At 74.8% G+C, this 17,170-nt stretch carries 16 protein-coding genes; 5 read left to right on the forward strand and 11 right to left on the reverse strand.

Translation table 11 applies throughout. The features are described 5' to 3' along the window. Positions 1-37 precede the first annotated feature (37 nt). Positions 38-1,669 carry a glucose-6-phosphate isomerase gene (pgi, locus tag BMW27_RS03625; RefSeq protein ID WP_091439171.1) on the forward strand — a complete coding sequence of 544 codons (1,632 nt, stop codon included), beginning with the start codon at positions 38-40 and terminating at the stop codon, positions 1,667-1,669. 55 nt (positions 1,670-1,724) lie between these two features. Here the strand turns inward: pgi and pcaC are convergent, their stop codons facing one another. From pcaC to pcaH, 5 genes are read right to left on the reverse strand one after another with little or no spacing between them, the layout of a single operon-like run. Further along, positions 1,725-2,126 (reverse strand): 4-carboxymuconolactone decarboxylase, encoded by a 402-nt coding sequence (pcaC, locus tag BMW27_RS03630; RefSeq protein WP_091439174.1) that lies wholly within the window; start codon positions 2,124-2,126, stop codon positions 1,725-1,727. Further along, a complete protein-coding gene (gene pcaD / locus BMW27_RS03635) occupies positions 2,123-2,902 on the reverse strand; it encodes a 3-oxoadipate enol-lactonase (protein ID WP_091439177.1) in 780 nt (259 codons plus the stop codon). The genes pcaC and pcaD overlap by 4 nt, the downstream gene beginning before the upstream one ends. Then, complete coding sequence (gene pcaB / locus BMW27_RS03640) at positions 2,899-4,224, reverse strand: 3-carboxy-cis,cis-muconate cycloisomerase (RefSeq protein ID WP_091439180.1); 1,326 nt, start codon at positions 4,222-4,224, stop codon at positions 2,899-2,901. The genes pcaD and pcaB overlap by 4 nt, the downstream gene beginning before the upstream one ends. After that, positions 4,221-4,781, reverse strand: a complete 561-nt coding sequence (gene pcaG, locus BMW27_RS03645; RefSeq protein WP_175486336.1) for a protocatechuate 3,4-dioxygenase subunit alpha — start codon at positions 4,779-4,781, stop codon at positions 4,221-4,223. The genes pcaB and pcaG overlap by 4 nt, the downstream gene beginning before the upstream one ends. Next, on the reverse strand, positions 4,781-5,527 hold the full coding sequence (gene pcaH / locus BMW27_RS03650; RefSeq protein WP_175486338.1) for a protocatechuate 3,4-dioxygenase subunit beta: 747 nt from the start codon (positions 5,525-5,527) through the stop codon (positions 4,781-4,783). Before pcaH ends, pcaG begins: the two co-directional genes overlap by 1 nt. 69 nt (positions 5,528-5,596) lie before the next feature. On the opposite strand from pcaH, the gene BMW27_RS03655 reads away from it, so the two are divergent. Next, positions 5,597-6,370, forward strand: coding sequence for an IclR family transcriptional regulator (locus tag BMW27_RS03655; RefSeq protein WP_091439183.1), 774 nt, complete (start codon positions 5,597-5,599; stop codon positions 6,368-6,370). A gap of 51 nt (positions 6,371-6,421) precedes the next feature. Next, positions 6,422-7,591, forward strand: a complete 1,170-nt coding sequence (locus tag BMW27_RS03660) for a 4-hydroxybenzoate 3-monooxygenase (RefSeq protein WP_091439186.1) — start codon at positions 6,422-6,424, stop codon at positions 7,589-7,591. Positions 7,592-7,645: 54 nt separating this feature from the next. On the opposite strand, the gene BMW27_RS03665 is transcribed toward BMW27_RS03660, so the two are convergent. From BMW27_RS03665 to BMW27_RS03675, 3 genes are all read right to left on the reverse strand, one after another. Further along, positions 7,646-7,957, reverse strand: coding sequence for a hypothetical protein (locus BMW27_RS03665; protein WP_139206820.1), 312 nt, complete (start codon positions 7,955-7,957; stop codon positions 7,646-7,648). A gap of 109 nt (positions 7,958-8,066) precedes the next feature. Continuing rightward, the gene (locus BMW27_RS03670) at positions 8,067-8,891 is read right to left on the reverse strand and encodes a hypothetical protein (RefSeq protein WP_091439192.1); all 825 of its coding nucleotides are present in this window, start codon (positions 8,889-8,891) and stop codon (positions 8,067-8,069) included. Between the two features lie 126 nt (positions 8,892-9,017). Next, a complete protein-coding gene (locus tag BMW27_RS03675) occupies positions 9,018-9,413 on the reverse strand; it encodes a TFIIB-type zinc ribbon-containing protein (protein ID WP_091439195.1) in 396 nt (131 codons plus the stop codon). A 179-nt stretch (positions 9,414-9,592) separates the two neighbouring features. Here BMW27_RS03675 and BMW27_RS03680 point away from each other — a divergent pair, with 179 nt between their 5' ends. After that, positions 9,593-10,768: an acyl-CoA dehydrogenase family protein gene (locus BMW27_RS03680; RefSeq protein ID WP_091439199.1), complete on the forward strand. Its 1,176-nt coding sequence runs from the start codon at positions 9,593-9,595 to the stop codon at positions 10,766-10,768. A gap of 7 nt (positions 10,769-10,775) precedes the next feature. Next, entirely contained in the window at positions 10,776-11,927 is a 1,152-nt protein-coding gene (locus tag BMW27_RS03685; protein ID WP_091439202.1) for an acyl-CoA dehydrogenase family protein, read from the forward strand. Positions 11,928-12,021: 94 nt separating this feature from the next. On the opposite strand, the gene BMW27_RS03690 is transcribed toward BMW27_RS03685, so the two are convergent. From BMW27_RS03690 to BMW27_RS03700, 3 genes are all read right to left on the reverse strand, one after another. Then, positions 12,022-12,837: an HDOD domain-containing protein gene (locus BMW27_RS03690; RefSeq protein WP_245743279.1), complete on the reverse strand. Its 816-nt coding sequence runs from the start codon at positions 12,835-12,837 to the stop codon at positions 12,022-12,024. After that, entirely contained in the window at positions 12,834-14,903 is a 2,070-nt protein-coding gene (locus tag BMW27_RS03695) for a putative bifunctional diguanylate cyclase/phosphodiesterase (RefSeq protein ID WP_245743280.1), read from the reverse strand. Before BMW27_RS03695 ends, BMW27_RS03690 begins: the two co-directional genes overlap by 4 nt. 164 nt (positions 14,904-15,067) lie before the next feature. Beyond that, positions 15,068-17,122, reverse strand: coding sequence for a putative bifunctional diguanylate cyclase/phosphodiesterase (locus BMW27_RS03700; protein ID WP_091439207.1), 2,055 nt, complete (start codon positions 17,120-17,122; stop codon positions 15,068-15,070). Positions 17,123-17,170 lie beyond the last annotated feature (48 nt).

Below are 17,170 nucleotides of genomic sequence, written 5' to 3' on the forward strand. Positions count from 1 at the left end.
CGGCAGCCGATGCATCGGCCGGGAGCAGGAGGGGTCCATGGGCATCACGGAGAGCGCGGAGTGGCAGGCGCTGACCGAGCACCACCGGGAGCTGCGCGACGCCTCCCTGCGGGACCTGTTCGCCGAGGACCCGCAGCGGGGCACCGAGCTCGTGGTCACCGCCGGCGACCTCTACCTGGACTACTCGAAGAACCGGCTCACCCGGGAGACCGTCCGGCTGCTGGCGGCGCTGGCCGAGAGCGTCGGGCTGCGGGAGCGCACCGAGGCCATGTTCCGCGGCGAGCACATCAACACGACCGAGGACCGGGCGGTGCTGCACGTGGCGCTGCGCGACCCGCGCACCAGCGGCCTGGACGTCGACGGCCACGACGTCAACGCCGAGGTGCACGAGGTGCTCGGCCGGATGGCGCAGTTCGCCGACCGGGTGCGCAGCGGGGAGTGGACCGGGCACACCGGCGAGCGGATCCGGGCGGTCGTCAACATCGGGATCGGCGGTTCCGACCTCGGCCCGGCCATGGCCTACACCGCCCTGCGCGACTACTCGGACCGGTCGCTGACCTTCCGCTTCGTCTCCAACATCGACCCGACCGACCTGGCCGAGGCCACCCGCGACCTCGACCCGGCGACCACGCTGTTCGTGGTCGCGTCGAAGACCTTCACCACCCAGGAGACGCTCACCAACGCCAAGGAGGCCCGCCGCTGGCTGGTCGAGGGGCTCGGCGGGGACGAGAAGGCCGTCGCCGCGCACTTCGTCGCCGTCTCCACGAACGCCGAGAAGGTCGCCGAGTTCGGCATCGACACCGCCAACATGTTCGGCTTCTGGGACTGGGTCGGCGGACGCTACTCGTTCACCTCGGCGATCGGGCTCTCGCTCATGGTCGCGATCGGGCCGGAGCACTACCGCGAGCTGCTCGACGGCTTCCACACCGTCGACGAGCACTTCCGCACCGCGCCGTACGAGGAGAACCTGCCGGCCCTGCTGGGGCTGATCTCGGTCTGGTACGTCGACTTCTTCGGGGCGCAGAGCCAGGCGGTGCTGCCCTACTCGCAGTACCTGGCGCGCTTCCCGGCCTACCTGCAGCAGCTGTGCATGGAGTCCAACGGCAAGTCGGTGCGGCTGGACGGCTCGCCGGTCGACGTCCCGACCGGCGAGATCGTGTGGGGCGAGCCGGGCACCAACGGCCAGCACGCCTTCTACCAGCTGCTGCACCAGGGCACGGTGCTGGTGCCGGCGGACTTCCTGGGTTTCGTCCAGCCCAACCACGACCTCGACGGCATGCACGACCTCTTCCTGGCCAACTTCCTCGCCCAGCCGCGCGCGCTGGCCTTCGGCCGCACCGCCGAGGAGGTCGCCGCCGACGGGACGGCGCCGCACGTCGTCCCGCACAAGGTGATGCCGGGCAACCACCCGTCCAATGCGATCGTCGCGCCGAGGCTGACGCCCTCGGTGCTCGGGCAGCTGGTCGCCGCCTACGAGCACCGGGTCTTCACGCAGGGCGTCGTCTGGGGCATCAACTCGTTCGACCAGTGGGGCGTGGAGCTGGGCAAGGTGATGGCCAACCAGCTCGCGCCGAAGCTGCAGAGCGAGTCCGCGCCGGAGTACGACTCGGACTCGTCGACCAACGCGCTGGTCCGGCTGCTCCGGGAGGGTCGCGGCCGCCCGGCGTGAGGGAGGCTCCCGACACTCGTGGCGGGTCCCCTCAGGAGGGCCGGCCACGGGAGGGTCACGCCCCGCCGCGGAGCTCCTCGAGGATCGGCGCGGCGACCTTGAAGGCGTGGTTGGCCGCGGGCACTCCGGCGTAGACGGCGGCGTGCTGGATGACCTCGGCGATCTCCGCGTCGGACAGGCCGTTGTTCTTGGCCGCCCGCACGTGCAGCGCGAACTCGTCCCAGTGCCGCAGCGCGATGGTGATCGACAGCGTCATCAGGCTGCGGTCGCGGCGGGACAGGCCGGGCCGCTGCCAGACGTCGCCCCAGGCCACCCGGGTGATGAAGTCCTGGAAGTCGGCGGTGAACGGCGTCGTGCCGGCCACCGCGCGGTCCACCCACGCGTCGCCGAGCACCTCGCGCCGGGTGCGCATGCCCGCGTCCCGGCGGGCGTCGTCGGTGCCGGGCAGCTCGCTCATGCGTGCCCGCCCGCCGCGTCGAGGTGACCCAGCAGCGCGCCGGTGACCTCCAGCGGCTGCTCCAGGTTGGGCAGGTGCGCCCCCGGGCTCACCGACACCAGCGAGGCCCCGGCGATCCCGTCGGCGATGGCCTGCTGGTGCGGCGGCGGCAACGCCGGGTCCTCGGCGCCCGAGACGACCAGCGTCGGCGCGGTGATGCGCGCGAGGTCCTCCCGCAGGTCCACGGCGGCCACGACCTCGCAGCACAGCGCGTAGCCCTCGTCGTCCGCCGCGACGATCATCGCCTCGAGCCGCGCCACCAGGTCCGGGTGCTCGGCGGCGTACCCCGGCGTCAGCCAGCGGCTCACCACGGTCGGCGCCAGCGGCGCCGTCCCGCCGGAGCGGGCGGCAGCCGCCCGGTCGAGGAACCCCTGCGGGTCGGGCTTCGCCGAGGTCGCCAGGGCGACGAGCCGGTCCACCCGCGCGGGCTCGCGGGCGGCCAGCCGCAGCGCCGTCATCCCGCCCAGGGACAGCCCGACCACGTGCGCCTGCCGCACGCCCAGCCGGTCGAGCAGCGCGACGACGTCGTCCACCAGGTCGTCGAGGGTGTACGGCCCGGCAGGGGACGGCGAGTCGCCGTGGCCGCGGGTGTCGTAGCTGACCACCCGGTAGCGCTCGGCGAGCGCCGGCACCTGTGGGTCCCACATGCCGCGGGTGGCCCCGAGCGAGTTGGAGAGGACGACGACCGGCGCGTCGGCCGGCCCGTCCTCGGTGTACGAGACCTCGACTGCGGTCACTGGCGTCCCTCCGTGAGTGCGGCGTGCTCGGCGAGCGCGGCGTCGACCTGGGCGCCGGCCTCCCCGACGTCGGACGTACCGGCGGCCAGCACGGCCCGCACGTCGACGTCGGTGCGGGTGGCCACGACCTCGGCCAGCGGGCGGCCACCGTCGCGGGCCTCGCGGACGGCGGCGGCCGCGGCGTCGTGCGCGGCCCCCTTCCCGAGGGCAGGCGCCAGCGCCTCGGCGAGCGCGCCGGCCAGCGGGCCCTCGGCGGCGGCCGCGGCGGTGGCGGCCATGCGCGGCGGGTCCGGCTGCAGCCCGCGCAGGCTCTCGGCCAGCCAGGACGCCGCCGACCCGACGGTGCTCAGCAGCTCGGTGAGCGTCGGCCACTCGCTGTGCCAGGCACCGGCGGCCCGCTCGTGCTCCTGCTCCATCGCCGACAGCAACGTGGCCACCAGCCCCGGCGCGCGGCGGGCGCAGGCCCGGGCGGAGACGGCCGCGACCGGGTTGCGCTTGTGCGGCATCGCGGACGACCCGCCGCGCCCTCCTCCCACCTCGGCGACCTCCGCCACCTCGGTCTGGGCGAGCAGCACGACGTCGACCGCGACGGTGGCGGCCACGCCCGCGGCGGCGCCGAGCGCCCCGGCCAGGTCGGCGACCGGCAGCCGGACGGTGAACCACGGGACGGCGGTGCTCGCGAGCTGCAGCTCCTCGGCCAGCGCGGCCCGCAGCGCGACGCCCGCCCCGCCGCTGGCGGCCAGCGTGCCGACCGCGCCGCCGTACTGCACGGGCAGCGAGGCGACCACCTCGGCCAGCCGCAGCCGGGCGCCGTCCAGGCCGGCCAGCCAGCCGGCGGCCTTGAGCCCGAAGGTGGTGGGCAGCGCCTGCTGCATCAGCGTGCGGCCGGCCAGGACGTCGTCCCGGTGGGCGCGGGCGAGCCCCGCGGCGGTCTCCGCAGCGGCGGCGAGGTCGGCGTCGACCGCGGCGATCGCGTCGCGTGCCATCAGCAGCAGCGCAGTGTCCAGCACGTCCTGGCTGGTGGCCCCGACGTGGACGGCGACGGCGTCGCGCTCGCCGACCGCGTCCTGCAGCGCCCGGACCAGCGGCGGCACCGGGTTGCCGGCGTCCGCCGCCCGGGCGACCACGGTGGCCAGGTCGAGCCGCTCGGGGTGCGCGCAGGCAGCGGTGACCGCGTCGGCCGCGGTGGTGGGCACCAGACCGGTGCGCGCCGCCGCCCGGGCGAGGGCGGCCTCGACGCCGAGCAGCGCCCGGAACCAGGCGTCGTCGGAGACGGCGGCCGCGGCCCCGCCACGGGCGAAGGTCCCGGAGAGGAGCGTCATACGGCGAAGAACACCGTCTCCCGGTCGCCCTGCAGGTGCAGGTCGAGGCGGTAGCCGTCGTCGGTCGGCGTGGCCAGCAGCGTCTGCCGGCGGTCCTCCGGCAGCCCCCGCAGGACGACGTCCTCGGCGTTGGCCTCCGCCTCGTCCGCGAAGTAGATCCGCGTGACGACCCGGTCGAGCAGCCCACGGGCGAACAGCGAGACGTCGACGTGCGGCGCCTGCAGGCCGCCCTCGCCGTCGGGCACCCGGCCGGGCTTGAGCGTGCAGATCGCGTACTCGCCCGAGTCGGTGTGCGAGCGGCCGAAGCCGGTGAAGCCGGGGTGTCGGGCCGCGCCGCGCGGGTCGTCGGGGTGGTCGAAGCGGCCGTCGGGGTCGGCCTGCCAGGTCTCGACCATCGCGTCGGGCACCGGGTCGCCGTTGCCGTCGAACACCGTGCCGCGCAGCCAGATCGCGCCCGGGGTGTCGGCCGGGACGGCGAACTCGCCGCCCTCCCAGGTGAGGCCGATCGCCAGGTACGGGCCGACGGTCGCGCTGGGGGTGGTCATCGGCTGGGTCATCAGGCCACGTCCCCGTCGTCCTCGGTCTCGAACGGGGTCTGCTCGGCGCCGCGGAGGACGATGTCCCACTGGAAGCCCAGTGCCCAGTCGGGCACGGTGCGCTCGTAGTCGAACCGGCTGATCGCCAGGTGGCGCGCACCCTCGGGGATCGAGTTGAAGATCGGGTCCTGGAAGAACAGCGGGTCGTCCGGGAAGTACATCTGGGTGACGAGGCGCTGGGTGAACGCCCGGCCGAAGAGCGAGAAGTGGATGTGCGCCGGCCGCCAGGCGTTGTGGTGGTTGCCCCAGGGATAGGCGCCGGGCTTGACCGTCGTGAACTCGTAGCGGCCCTGGTCGTCGGTCATGACCCGGCCGAGCCCGTCGAAGTGCGGGTCGAGCGGCGCCGGCCAGTTGTCGACGACGTGCCGGTAGCGCCCGGCGGCGTTGGCCTGCCAGACCTCCACGAGGGTGTTGGGCACCGGCCGGCCGTCGCTGTCGAGCACCCGGCCGTGGACGATGATCCGCTGGCCCTGGGCCTCCCCGCCGAGGCGCTTGGTCAGGTCGGCGTCGGCGGCGGTCACCCGGTCCTCGCCGAGCAGCGGGCCGGTCACCTCGGTGAGCCGGTGCGGCAGGTCGACGGGGGTCCGCAACGGCGCGCGCAGCCCGGTGCTCTTGTAGTCGGCGTACCCGACGGGGGTGCGCAGCGCGACGTCCGTGCGCGCATAGCGCCGCAGATCGAGCCGGCTGCCAGGTGTGGTCCCGGTCATGTCCGAGACCGTAGGGCCGCGGGCTACCCTGCCCAAGCCTGGCCTTCCAGCCAGCGGAAGGAGGCGGCCGTGGCCGGTGGCGGGGCCGCAGGGCGGTCGGTGACCGGGCGCGCCCTCGACGTGCTCGGCGCCTTCGACTCCGGTGCGCCGCGGCTGACCCTCTCGGAGATCGCCGAGCGCTCGGGGACGCCGCTGTCCACGGCCCACCGGCTCGTCGGCGAGCTGGCGACCTGGGGTGCGCTGCACCGGCGACCCGACGGCCGCTACGAGATCGGCCGCCGGCTCTGGGACCTCGGCCTGCTCGCCCCCGTGCAGCTGGAGCTGCGCCAGGTGGCGGCCCCGTTCCTGCTCGACGTGCACACCGCCACCCGCGACACCGTGCACCTCGCCGTCCGGGAGGGGCGCAGCGCGCTCTACGTCGAGCGGGTCTCCGGTCGCGAGTCGGTGCCGGTGGTCAGCCAGGTGGGCAGCCGGTTGCCGCTGCACGCCACCGGGGTGGGCAAGGTGCTGCTGGCCGCGGCGCCCGACGACGTCGTCGAGGCGGCGCTGCGCGCGCCGACGCGGGAGACGCGGCACACCGTCGTCGACGCGGGACGGCTGCGCCGGGAGATCGCCGAGGTGCGCCGCCGCGGGTACGCCCGGACCGCCGAGGAGATGTCGCTGGGCACGCTGTCGGTCGCCGTCCCGGTGCGGGTGGAGCGGCCCGCGGGCCCCGCCGTCGCCGCCGCCCTGGGCATCGTCGTCCCCAGCCACCGGCGGGACCTGCTGCGGCTCGTGCCCGTGCTCGAGGTCGCCGCGCGCGGGATCGGCCGGGAGCTGTCGCGGGTGCAGCACTTCCGCTGAGCGGGAGCGAGCGGTTCCCACGGCCACGTAGCGGCGGTCACACTCGGCTGCGTGCGCACACAGGTGGGGATCATCGGCGCCGGCCCGGCCGGCCTGCTGCTGTCGCGACTGCTCGCGCTGCAGGGCATCGACTCCGTCGTCCTGGAGAACCGGTCACGGGAGTACGTGGAGGCGCGGATCCGCGCCGGCATCCTCGAGCAGCACACCGTCGACACGCTGACCGCGGCCGGCGTCGGCGACCGGCTGCACCGCCAGGGACTGGAGCACCGCGGCATCCACCTGCAGTACCCCGGCACCCGGCACACGCTGGACTTCCCGGAGCTGTGCGGGCGCACCGTGTGGGTCTACGGGCAGACGGAGGTCACCAAGGACCTCATCAGGGCCCAGCTCGACGGCGGCCCGCCGCTGCTGTTCGAGGTCTCCGACGTCCACCCCGAGGACGTCGACGGCGAGGCCCCGCGGATCCGGTTCACCGACGCGGACGGCGTCGCCCAGGTGCTCGAGTGCGACGTCGTCGCCGGCACCGACGGCTTCCACGGCCCCTCCCGCGCGGTGGTGCAGCAGGCGGGCGGGCGGGTGTGGGAGCGCACCTACCCCTATGCGTGGCTCGGCATCCTGGCCGACGCCGCGCCCGCCACCGACGAGCTCATCTACGCCTGGCACCCCGAGGGCTTCGCGCTGTACTCGATGCGCTCGCCGTCGGTGTCGCGGCTGTACCTGCAGGTCGACCCGTCGGAGCGGATCGAGGACTGGTCCGACGACCGGATCTGGGACTCCCTCGACACCCGCATGGCGCTGCAGGGCTGGTCGGTCAACCGCGGGCCGGTGACGGAGAAGTCGATCCTGCCGATGCGCTCGTTCGTCAGCGCCCCGATGCGCCGCGGCCGGCTCTTCCTCGCCGGGGACGCCGCGCACATCGTCCCGCCGACCGGCGCCAAGGGCCTCAACCTGGCCGTCGCCGACGTCACCCTGCTCGCGCAGGCGCTGGTGCGGCTGCTGCAGGAGAAGGAGACCGACCTGGTCGACTCCTACTCCGACCGGGCGCTGGCCCGCGTCTGGCGGTGCACGCACTTCTCCTGGTGGATGACGTCGATGCTGCACCGCTCCGGCGACGACTTCGACGCCGAGCTGCAGCTCTCCCAGCTGCGCCGGGTCTGCTCCTCGGAGGCCGCCGCGCGCGAGCTCGCCGAGAACTACACCGGTCTCCCGCTCGAGATCTGAGGGAAACCACTGGGGGCCGGTCCAGCCCCCAGCAGGCCGTGTGAGCGGCGACGCTCAGGGGGTCCAGCGGACCTCGATCCTGGTCCAGGTGACCTCGACGCCGCCGGGGAACACCTGCCGCACCGCATCGGCACCCATCCGCTGCCGGGCCACCCGGCCGGCCACCTCGACCGCCTTGGCGGCCGCGGCCGCGGTGAGCGCGACCGCCGACGCGGTGAGCAGCGGGCCGGCGAACGCCACGCGGGCGAGCGCGGGGAGGAGCGACGGGAGCGGCTGCAGCGCCGCATCGTCGCCTCGCGGGCCCCGCACCGCGGCCCCGTCCCTGCCGATGATCGCGTCGGGCTCGACCGGCTGCTGTTCCGTCATGACGTCCTCCATCCACCGGGCTCCGCGGCCCTGGACCGCCCCGCCCATCGTGACGGACGTCGGCACCCCCGCGCGAGGGCGGTGCCCGGCGGTGGGCGCACGGGCCGGGTCAGCGGCCGGCGTCGAGGAGGGTGAGGACGGCGTCCGCGGTGCCCGGCGCCAGCGGCAGGTGCGGCAGGACGGCGGGCAGCTCCTCGGGCTCGATGCCCTCGGCCAGCAGCGCGGTGAGCACCCGGTCGGCCTGCGCCGGTGGTACCGGCTCGGCGAGCCCGGCGAGCGCGGCCCGGGCGAGGAAGACCGCGCCCGACGCGGCGGGGTCCTCTTCTGGCGGCGCGGCCGGCGGGAGGGCGGCGGCCTCCCGGGTCATCGCCTCGGCCGCCCGCACCAGCGACAGCGGCAGCCCCTCGGCCTCGACCTCGAGCAGCGGGACGTCGGCCAGGGCGGCCAGGACCAGGTGCTCGGCCTCGGTCCGCAGCGACACCTCCCACTCCCCCGCCCGGACGACGCCGACCAGGTCGCGGCCGTCCTCCCCGAGGTCGTCGAGCAGCTCGGCCCACTCCGCCCGACGGGCGACCCGGGCCCGCTCGGCGGCGAGCACGCAGGTGGCCAGCACGAACGGCTCGATCACCTCGCGGTCGAACCGGTCGGCGTACACCACCCCGTCGGCGTCCACCGCGTTGAGCACGTCGCGGAAGCTGCCCGGCTGGGCGTCGCCGAGGTCGAGCCGGCCGTCCTCCTCGCCGGACAGCGCTTGACCGCGGGCGATCCGGTCACCGTTCGTCCCGCCGGTCGCCCGCAGCCGGCCGCGGCGCCGCTCGTGGTGCGGCCGGTCGGAGAGGCCCACGCTCCACGCGCACGCCTCGGCGATCAGCGCGGGCAGCCGCTCCCTCAGCACCTCGCGAGCGAGCCGGCCCATCCAGTCGACGTCGAACACGCCTCCCAGCGTCCCCCGCGTGGCGGGGTCCCGCCGCCGGCCCCGTCCAGAGGCTCGTCCCGAGCTCGCGAGGGATGAGGAGGACGGGGTCCTCGTCCGGCACGGCCCCTGCGGAGGGGCCCATGTTCAGCCGAACAGCTCTCCCAGGAACGACTGCTTGCGCTTGGCGGAGTGCCCGTACCCGGACGAGTGCTGCTGCTTCTTCTGCACCTGGTTGAGCACCTCTCCGACCACCGCCCCGAGCCCGCCCGACCCGAGCCCGCCGGATCCGTAGCCACCCGCACCGTGCCCGGCGGAGCCCTGACCTGCCGAGCCGTGCCCGTGCCCACCCGCGGAGGACGTGGACGGCGCCCCCGACGGGGGCCGGCCGGCCCCGTGCCACGCGGTCTCGGCGTCCACCAGCCGCTCCAGCTCACCGCGGTCGAGGAAGATGCCGCGGCACTCCGTGCACTGGTCGACGTGCACGCCGTTGCGCTCGTAGGTGCGCATCAGCCCCTGGCACTTGGGACAGGTCAGCTCCATGGCCCGGCAACGGGCGGCGTCCGGCCCGCGTTCCCCGCCCGCCGCAGGCGCCCTCGACACGCCGCGCCGCGCACCCGGGCCCCGGGGGCTACCGGCCGGTAGCAAGTGTGGGATCGTCGGTCTCCCACCCTGCGGGTCGCAGGTCCGACGAGGGTGGCCGACGTCAGGAGAGAGGTCCGATGCGGTTGCAACTGTCCCCGGAGCTGGAGGCCTTCCGGGAGGAGATGCGGACGTTCTTCACCACCCAGGTGCCCCAGGAGATCCGTGACACCGTCGCGGCCCGCCGGCACCTGTCCAAGGAGCAGTACGTCGAGGCCATGCGGACGCTCAACGCCGCGGGGCTGGCCGTGCCGCACTGGCCGGTGGAGTGGGGCGGCCGGGGCTGGACCCCGCTGCAGATGCACATCTGGCGCGAGGAGATGCAGCTGGCCTGCGTCCCCGAGCCGCTGCCCTTCAACGCCAGCATGATCGGCCCGGTCATCGCGGCCTTCGGCAGCCAGGAGCAGAAGGAGCGCTTCCTGCCGAGGACGGCGAACATCGACATCTGGTGGTGCCAGGGCTTCTCCGAGCCCGACGCCGGTTCCGACCTGGCCAGCCTGCGCACCACCGCCGTCCGCGACGGCGACGACTGGGTCGTCAACGGCCAGAAGACGTGGACGACGCTGGGCCAGCACGCCGACTGGATCTTCTGCCTGGTCCGCACCGACCCGACCGCGGAGAAGAAGCAGCGCGGCATCTCGCTGCTGGTCTTCCCGATGGACACCCCCGGCGTCACGCTGCGGCCGATCCAGCTGATCGACGGCGGCCACGAGGTCAACGAGGTCTTCTTCGAGGACGTCCGCGTCCCGGCGGAGAACCTCATCGGCGAGGAGAACCGCGGCTGGGACTACGCCAAGTTCCTGCTCGGCAACGAGCGGGTCGGCATCGCCCGCATCGGCTCCTCCAAGCGCCTGCTGGCCCAGGCGAAGTCCTACGCGCGGGAGGTCACCGTCGGCGGCCGCCCGCTGATCGAGGACCCGCGGACGGCCGACCGCTTCGCCGAGCTGGAGAACGAGCTGCTCGCCCTCGAGCTGACCGCGCTGCGCGTGGTCGCCCACTCCGCCGACGGCAAGCCGCACCCGGCCTCGTCGGTGCTCAAGCTGCGCGGCTCGGAGCTGCAGCAGGACATCACCGAGCTGGTGGTCGACATCGCCGGCCCGCTCTCGCTGTCCTCGTTCGCCGACGGCGGTTCCGAGGTCCCGGACTGGGCCCGCGTGGCCACGCCGGAGTACCTCAACTACCGCAAGGTCTCCATCTACGGAGGCTCGAACGAGGTGCAGCGCACCATCATCGCCGGCACGATCCTGGGGCTCTGAGGCAACCGTGGACTTCACCTTCGACAGTGAGCAGAACGACCTGCGCGAGGCCGTGCGCGGTCTGCTGGACCGCGCCTACGGCGACGGCGAGCAGCGCCGCCGGGTGACCGCGAGCGACCCGGGCTTCGACGAGAAGACCTGGTCGCGGCTGGCCGAGATGGGCCTGCTGGGCCTGCCCTTCGCCGAGGAGCACGGCGGCATGGGCGCCGGGCCGATCGAGGTGGCGGTCGTCGCCGAGGAGATCGGCCGGGTGCTCGCCCCCGAGCCCTACGTCGAGGTGGTCGTGCTGGCCGGCGGCCTGGTCGCCGCGGTCGGCACCGACGCCCAGAAGGCCGAGGTGCTCGCCGGCATCGCCGAGGGGACGACGCTGGCCGCCGTCGCGCACGCCGAGCCCGGCACCCGCTGGAGCCCGTCGGCCGCGGCCGTCGCCGCCACCCAGGACGGCGGCTCCTGGACGCTCACCGGCGTCAAGGAGCCGGTCCTCAACGGTGCGCGGGCCGACGTCCTCGTCGTCTCCGCGGTGGTCGAGGGCGGCACGGCGCTGTTCCTCGTGCGCGGCGACGCCGCGGGCCTGACCCGCACCGGCTACCGCACCCACGACGGCGGCCGCGCGGCGAGCGTCCGCTTCGACGGCACCCCGGCCGAGCTGCTCGGCACGGACCCCGGTGACCGGACCGCGCAGATCGAGCGGGTGCTCGCCGAGGGGCGCATCGCCTACGCCCACGAGGCCATCGGCTCGATGGACACGGCGCTGCGCACCACCGCCGAGTACCTCAAGACCCGCAAGCAGTTCGGCGTGACGCTCAACCGGTTCCAGGCGCTCACCTTCCGCGCCGCGGACATGTACGTCTCGCTCGAGCTGGCCCGCAGCACCGCGCTGTGGGCGTCGATGGTCGTCGACGCCGGCGGGGACGTGGTCGCCGCCGCCGACCGCGCCCGGCTGCAGACCAGCCGCGCCGGCCGGCACATCGGCAAGGAGGCGATCCAGCTGCACGGCGGGATCGGGGTGACCGCTGAGTACACCGTCGGTCACCACACCAGCCGGCTCACCGCGATCGACCACGTGCTGGGCGACGGCGACTGGGCGCTGTCCCGCCTGGCCGCGGACGTGGACGCGCACGAGACCGTCGACCCGCTGGGTGCGCCTTACACGCGCTGAGCAGGGACCCCCTGCCCCTCGCCGCTCGCGAGTTCGCGTCGGCCCCGGCAGGGGCCCGACGCGAGCCTGCGAGCGGTGGGGGCCGGGGGGTCCGTCAGCCGAGCATGGCCAGCCGCAGCCCCCCGGCCTCGGCCCGGACCCGCTCCACGACCAGGTCCAGCGCGTCCTCGGTGAGCAACCCGCCGCAGAGCCGGCCGACGGGCACGGGGACGTGCGACCGCGAGGACAGCCGCGCGGCCACCTCGAACGCGACCCGCAACAGCGCCCCGTCCGGGGCGGTCAGGTCGTCGAGGGAGTACAGCGCGGCGACCATCCGCCGGGGGAAGCCCCAGTGCTCGAGGGCGACGGCCGTCAGGCGCTGGGCGTGGATGCCGTAGCGCCGCTCCTCCGCCAGCCGCCGGCTGGGCAGGTCCGGCTCCTCGGCGACGAGCTCGGCATAGCCCTCCGGGTCGTTGTGGTGCAGCAGCGCGCTGCCTAGCTGCGCCAGCATGCCCAGGCACAGCGCGTCCGGCGGACGCTCGCCGAACCGGGGCGCCAGCATTGTCGCGGCCTGCGCCAGGTGGGTGCTGGTGAGCCAGAAGTCCTCCGGCAGCCGCGACTCGTCGTCGAGGTCGGTCAGCGCCACCGTGGCCATCGTCCGCACGGTCATGAAGCCGACGACCGCGATCGCGAACTGCAGCGAGCTGACCCGCCCGCTCATGCCGAAGTAGGCGGAGTTGGCCAGCTTCGTGACCCGCCCGGCCAGGGGCAGGTCCCCGGCCAGGATCGCCGCCAGCTCCTTGGCGCTGGTGTCGTCCGCGCTCGCCCGGGCCACGATCTGCGCGGCGACCGGCTTCTGCGCGGCCATCGTGTCGATGCTCTCGAGGATGCGCTGCACGTCCAGCGGTGCGGGGACGATCGCGGTGGTCACGGGGCGAGCTCCTGTCGGGAGGCGAACCAGGTGGTGCACTCGGCGCCGGTCATGGGCAGGCCCAGGCCGAAGCCCTGCAGGTAGGTCACGCCCAGCCCGGTGAGCTCGGCGGCCTGCTCCGGCGTCTCGACGCCCTCCGCGACCGTCGACAGGCCGAGGGTCCGGGCCAGCCCGATGACCGCGGAGGCGATCTCGTTGTGGCCGGCCGTGAGCTCGGCGACGAACGACCGGTCCACCTTGAGGCTGTCGACCGGCAGGTGCCGCAGGTAGGCCAGGGAGGAGTAGCCGGTGCCGAAGTCGTCGATCGCGAGGTGCAGCCCGAGGTCCCGCAGGGCCTGCAGGATGTCGCGGGCGGCGGCGGGATCGGTCATGAGCGCCGACTCGGTGAGCTCCATGGCCAGCCGGTGGGGGGCCAGCCCGTGCCGGTCCAGCGCGGCCTGCACCTGCGCGGGCAGCGACGGGTCCAGTTGCAGCGCCGAGACGTTGACCTGGGCGTGCGACGGGGCCGCGGCGCCCAGCTCCCGGGTCCACTCGGCCAGCTGCCGGCAGGTCTCGTCGAGCACCAGCAGGCCGAGCCCGTCGATGAGCCCGCTCTGCTCGGCCAGCGGGACGAACACCTCGGGGCTCACCGGGCCCCGCTCGGCGTGCCGCCACCGGGCCAAGGCCTCGACGCCGACCGCCGCGCCGTCGCCGGCCCGGAAGATGGGCTGGTAGGCGACCGTGAGGGACCGCTGCTCGATCGCGTCGCGCAGGTCGGCGACCAGCCGGAGCCGGTCGCGCGCGGCCTCGCGACCGCTCTCGTCGAGCAGGGCGACCCGCCCCTTGCCGCCGGCCTTGGCCTGGTACAGCGCGATGTCGCAGTCGCGGATCAGCTCGTTGGCGTCGGCGTGCTCGGCGGTCTGGACGGTCACGCCGACGCTGACGTGCGGCCGGACGTCCACGCCGCCCAGCCGGACCGGCCGGCACAGCGTCGCGATGACGCGCTGCGCGAGGCCCACGGCACCGTCCTCGGTCAGCCCCTCGCAGACCACCACGAACTCGTCCCCGCCGAACCGTGCGACGAGGTCACCGGGGCGCACCGTGCGGCGCAGCCGGCCGGCGAGCTCGACGAGCAGCGTGTCCCCCGCGGTGTGACCCAGGGAGTCGTTGACCAGCTTGAAGTCGTCGACGTCGAGGAACAGGCACGACAGCCCGCTGCGCCCGGCGGTGAAGCGCTCCTCCACCCAGTGGTTGAGCAGGGTCCGGTTGGGCAGCCCGGTCAACGGGTCGTGGGTGGCCTGGTGGGCCAGGCGGGCCTCGAAGGCCAACCGATCGGTGATGTCCTCCAGGGTCCCCACGAAACCGGCACCTGCGCCCGGCGTGAGCAGCGGCGAGAGCCGCAGCACCGCCGTGCGCACCTCGTGCCCGGCGAGCACGAGCCGGACCCGCACCTGCCCCTCGTCGCCGTCGAGGACAGCGGCCACCTGGTCGACCACCGCGTCGACGTCGTCGGGGTGCAGCACGGCGAGCCAGCCGGTCCCCAGCAGCTGCTCGGCGCGCAGCCCGACGAGGTCGCACAGGGCCTCGTTGACGTGGGCCAGCCGCATCCCCTGCTCGGAGAGCAGCATGGGCACCGGCGACCGTTCGGTGATCGTCGCGAAGCGCCGCTCGTGCGCGTCGGCCGTCGCGCGCAGCGCCCGTTCCAGCTCGTTGGCCGTGGCGATGATCCGGACCATCCACCGCCGGCCGCTCGGTTCGGGCATGGCGACCAGCACGCACTCGACCGCCGCGCCGGTCGCCGTCCGGACCGGGACGGTGACCTGGGCGGTGCGCTCCCGGAGGAGGAGGGCGAGTCCGCCGTCCCCCAGGTCGGGGAGCACGCCGGCGAGCGGCGACCGGCGGAGCTCGTCGAGCGGGTGGCCCAGCAGGTGCGCCGCGCTGTCGTTGCCCCAGCTGATGAGCGCCTCGCCGTCGACGTACTCGACCACCAGGAGGGCCGTCGCGTCGCCGACCGTGGCGCTGTAGAAGATCGATGCGCTGACCTCGGTCGGCAGGCGGCCGACACGCGACTCCGCCGTCTCGCTCACATGCCCTCCCCGGGTGCCGCTCTGCAGCTGCGCCGTCTGGCGCACACCAGGGTCGTCGGCCGACGGCGCCGCGCCCTTGAGGGGACGGTGCGTGCCCTCCAACCTCGGGGTGAGGTGGCGGGCCGCGGCGCCGCTGCTCGCCGGGGGGACGGGGCAGCTGACGGTCATCGGGTGCGGGCCGCGTACCAGGCGGCGGCGGCCTCGCCCGTCATCGGTCGGGCGAGGGCGAAGCCCTGCAGGTAGGCGGCCCCCAGGTCCGCGAGCTGCGCGGCCTGCTCGTCGGTCTCCACGCCTTCCGCCACGGTCGTCAGGTCGAGGCTGCGGGCCAGCGCGATGACCGCCGAGACGATCTGGGGGTGCCCGTCGGCGAGCTCGGCGACGAACGAGCGGTCCACCTTGAGCACGTCCACCGGCAGGTGGCGCAGGTAGGCCAGCGACGAGTAGCCGGTGCCGAAGTCGTCGATGGCCAGGGAGACGCCGAGGTCGCGCAGCCGGCCGAGCACCTCGCGGGCCGAGGACGGGTCCTCCATCAGAGCGGACTCGGTGATCTCGATCTGCAGCCGCGACGGGTGCAGCCCGTGCCGCTCCAGGGCGGCGACCACGTGACCGTGGAGGTGGTCGTCGAGCTGCAGGGCCGAGACGTTGACGTTGGCCCGCTGCGGGGCGGCAGCCCCCAGCACGCGGTCCCACTCGGCCAGCTGGCGGCAGGTCTCGTCGAGCACCAGCAGGCCGAGCACGCCGATCAGCCCGCCCTCCTCGGCCAGCGCGACGAACACCGCCGGGCTGACCGGGCCGCGCAGCGGGTGGTGCCAGCGGGCCAGCGACTCGACGGCCACCGGGGCGCGGTCGCCGGCGCGCAGGATCGGCTGGTAGAGCAGCGTGATCTCCCTGCCCTCGATCGCCTCGCGCAGCTCGGCGACCAGCCGCAGCTTGTCCCGCGCCCCGGCCCGGGCGCGCTCGTCCAGCACGCTGATCCGGCCCTTGCCGCCGGCCTTGGCCTGGCACACCGCGATGTCGCCGTCGCGGATCAGGTCCTCGGCCGTGCGGTGCCCGGTGGTCTGCACGGTGACGCCGACGCTGGCGTGCGGGCGGACGTCGACCCCGCCGAGGCGCACCGACTGCGCCAGCGCCGCGCCGATCCGCTCGGCCAGGGTCACCGCGGCGCCCTCGTCGAGGTCCTCGCCGATGACGACGAACCCGTCGCCGCCGGAGCGTGCCACCAGGTCACCGGGGCGAACCGTGGCACGCAGCCGGGTGACGACCTCCACGAGCAGCTCGTCGCCGGCGGCGTGGCCGAGGGACTCGTTGACGACGGTGAGGTCGTCCAGGTCGAGGGAGATGACGGCCAGGCCGCCGGCGCCGGGGCGGAAGCGCTCGGCCACGTGCTCGGCGAGCAGGGTGCGGTCGGGCAGCCCGGTGAGCGGGTCGTGGCGGGCCTGGTGCGCCAGCCGGGCCTCGACGGCCAGCCGGTCGGTGACGTCCTCGACGGTGCCGACGAAGCCCGCCCCGACGCCGGGGGTGAACAGCTGCGAGAGGCGCAGGACCGTCGTCCGCTCGGTGCCGTCGCCCCGGACGAGCCGGGCCCTGATCTCCCCGTCGCGCCCGCCGAGGACGGCGACGACCTGCTCGATGACGTCGTCGAGGTCGTCGGGGTGCACCGTGGCCATCCAGCCGGTGCCCAGCAGCTGCTCCGCGTGCAGGCCCACCAGGCTGCAGAAGGCGTCGTTGACGTGGGCCAGGCGCATGCCCTGCTCGGACAGGACCGTCGGCACCGGGGAGCGCTCCGTCAGCGTGGCCAGGCGCCGCTCGTGGATCTCGGCGGTGGCCTGCCGGACCCGCTCGGATCCGCTGTCGGCCGGGACCAGCTGCAGGGTCCACGTCCGCCCGCTCGGCGTCGGGGTGCACAGCACCACCACCTGCACGAGCGCACCGCTCGCGGTGCGCACGGACAGGTCCACCCGTGCGCTGCGCTCTCGGCGGAGCAGCAGCCCGACCTCCGCGCCGCGCAGCGACGGCACCAACGAGGCGACCGGCAGCGACTGCAGGTCGGCCACCCCGTAGCCGAGCAGTCGCGTCGCGCCCTCGTTGCCCCAGGCGATCCGGGGCGTCCCGTCCACGACCTCGACCACCAGGAGCACGAGGCTGTCGCTCACCGCGGCTCCGTAGAAGACCGACGAGACGACCTCCGCCGGTACCAGCGGCTCAGCGGTCGCGGGCATCGCTGGCACGCGTCCCCCTCCCGATCGGCGGCGACCGGCATCCGTGCC

Source organism: Geodermatophilus poikilotrophus (assembly GCF_900111455.1).
In the GTDB taxonomy this organism is placed as follows: domain Bacteria; phylum Actinomycetota; class Actinomycetes; order Mycobacteriales; family Geodermatophilaceae; genus Geodermatophilus; species Geodermatophilus poikilotrophus.

Bases quoted from the DNA above. Each gene is read 5' to 3' on its own strand.
- BMW27_RS03680 (WP_091439199.1), top strand. From the start codon at position 9,593: ATGCGGTTGCAACTGTCCCCGGAGCTGGAGGCCTTCCGGGAGGAGATG.
- pcaB (WP_091439180.1), bottom strand. From the start codon at position 4,224: ATGACGCTCCTCTCCGGGACCTTCGCCCGTGGCGGGGCCGCGGCCGCC.
- BMW27_RS03675 (WP_091439195.1), bottom strand. From the start codon at position 9,413: ATGGAGCTGACCTGTCCCAAGTGCCAGGGGCTGATGCGCACCTACGAG.
- BMW27_RS03665 (WP_139206820.1), bottom strand. From the start codon at position 7,957: ATGACGGAACAGCAGCCGGTCGAGCCCGACGCGATCATCGGCAGGGAC.
- pgi (WP_091439171.1), top strand. From the start codon at position 38: ATGGGCATCACGGAGAGCGCGGAGTGGCAGGCGCTGACCGAGCACCAC.
- pcaG (WP_175486336.1), bottom strand. From the start codon at position 4,781: ATGACCCAGCCGATGACCACCCCCAGCGCGACCGTCGGCCCGTACCTG.
- pcaC (WP_091439174.1), bottom strand. From the start codon at position 2,126: ATGAGCGAGCTGCCCGGCACCGACGACGCCCGCCGGGACGCGGGCATG.
- pcaH (WP_175486338.1), bottom strand. From the start codon at position 5,527: ATGACCGGGACCACACCTGGCAGCCGGCTCGATCTGCGGCGCTATGCG.
- BMW27_RS03700 (WP_091439207.1), bottom strand. From the start codon at position 17,122: ATGCCCGCGACCGCTGAGCCGCTGGTACCGGCGGAGGTCGTCTCGTCG.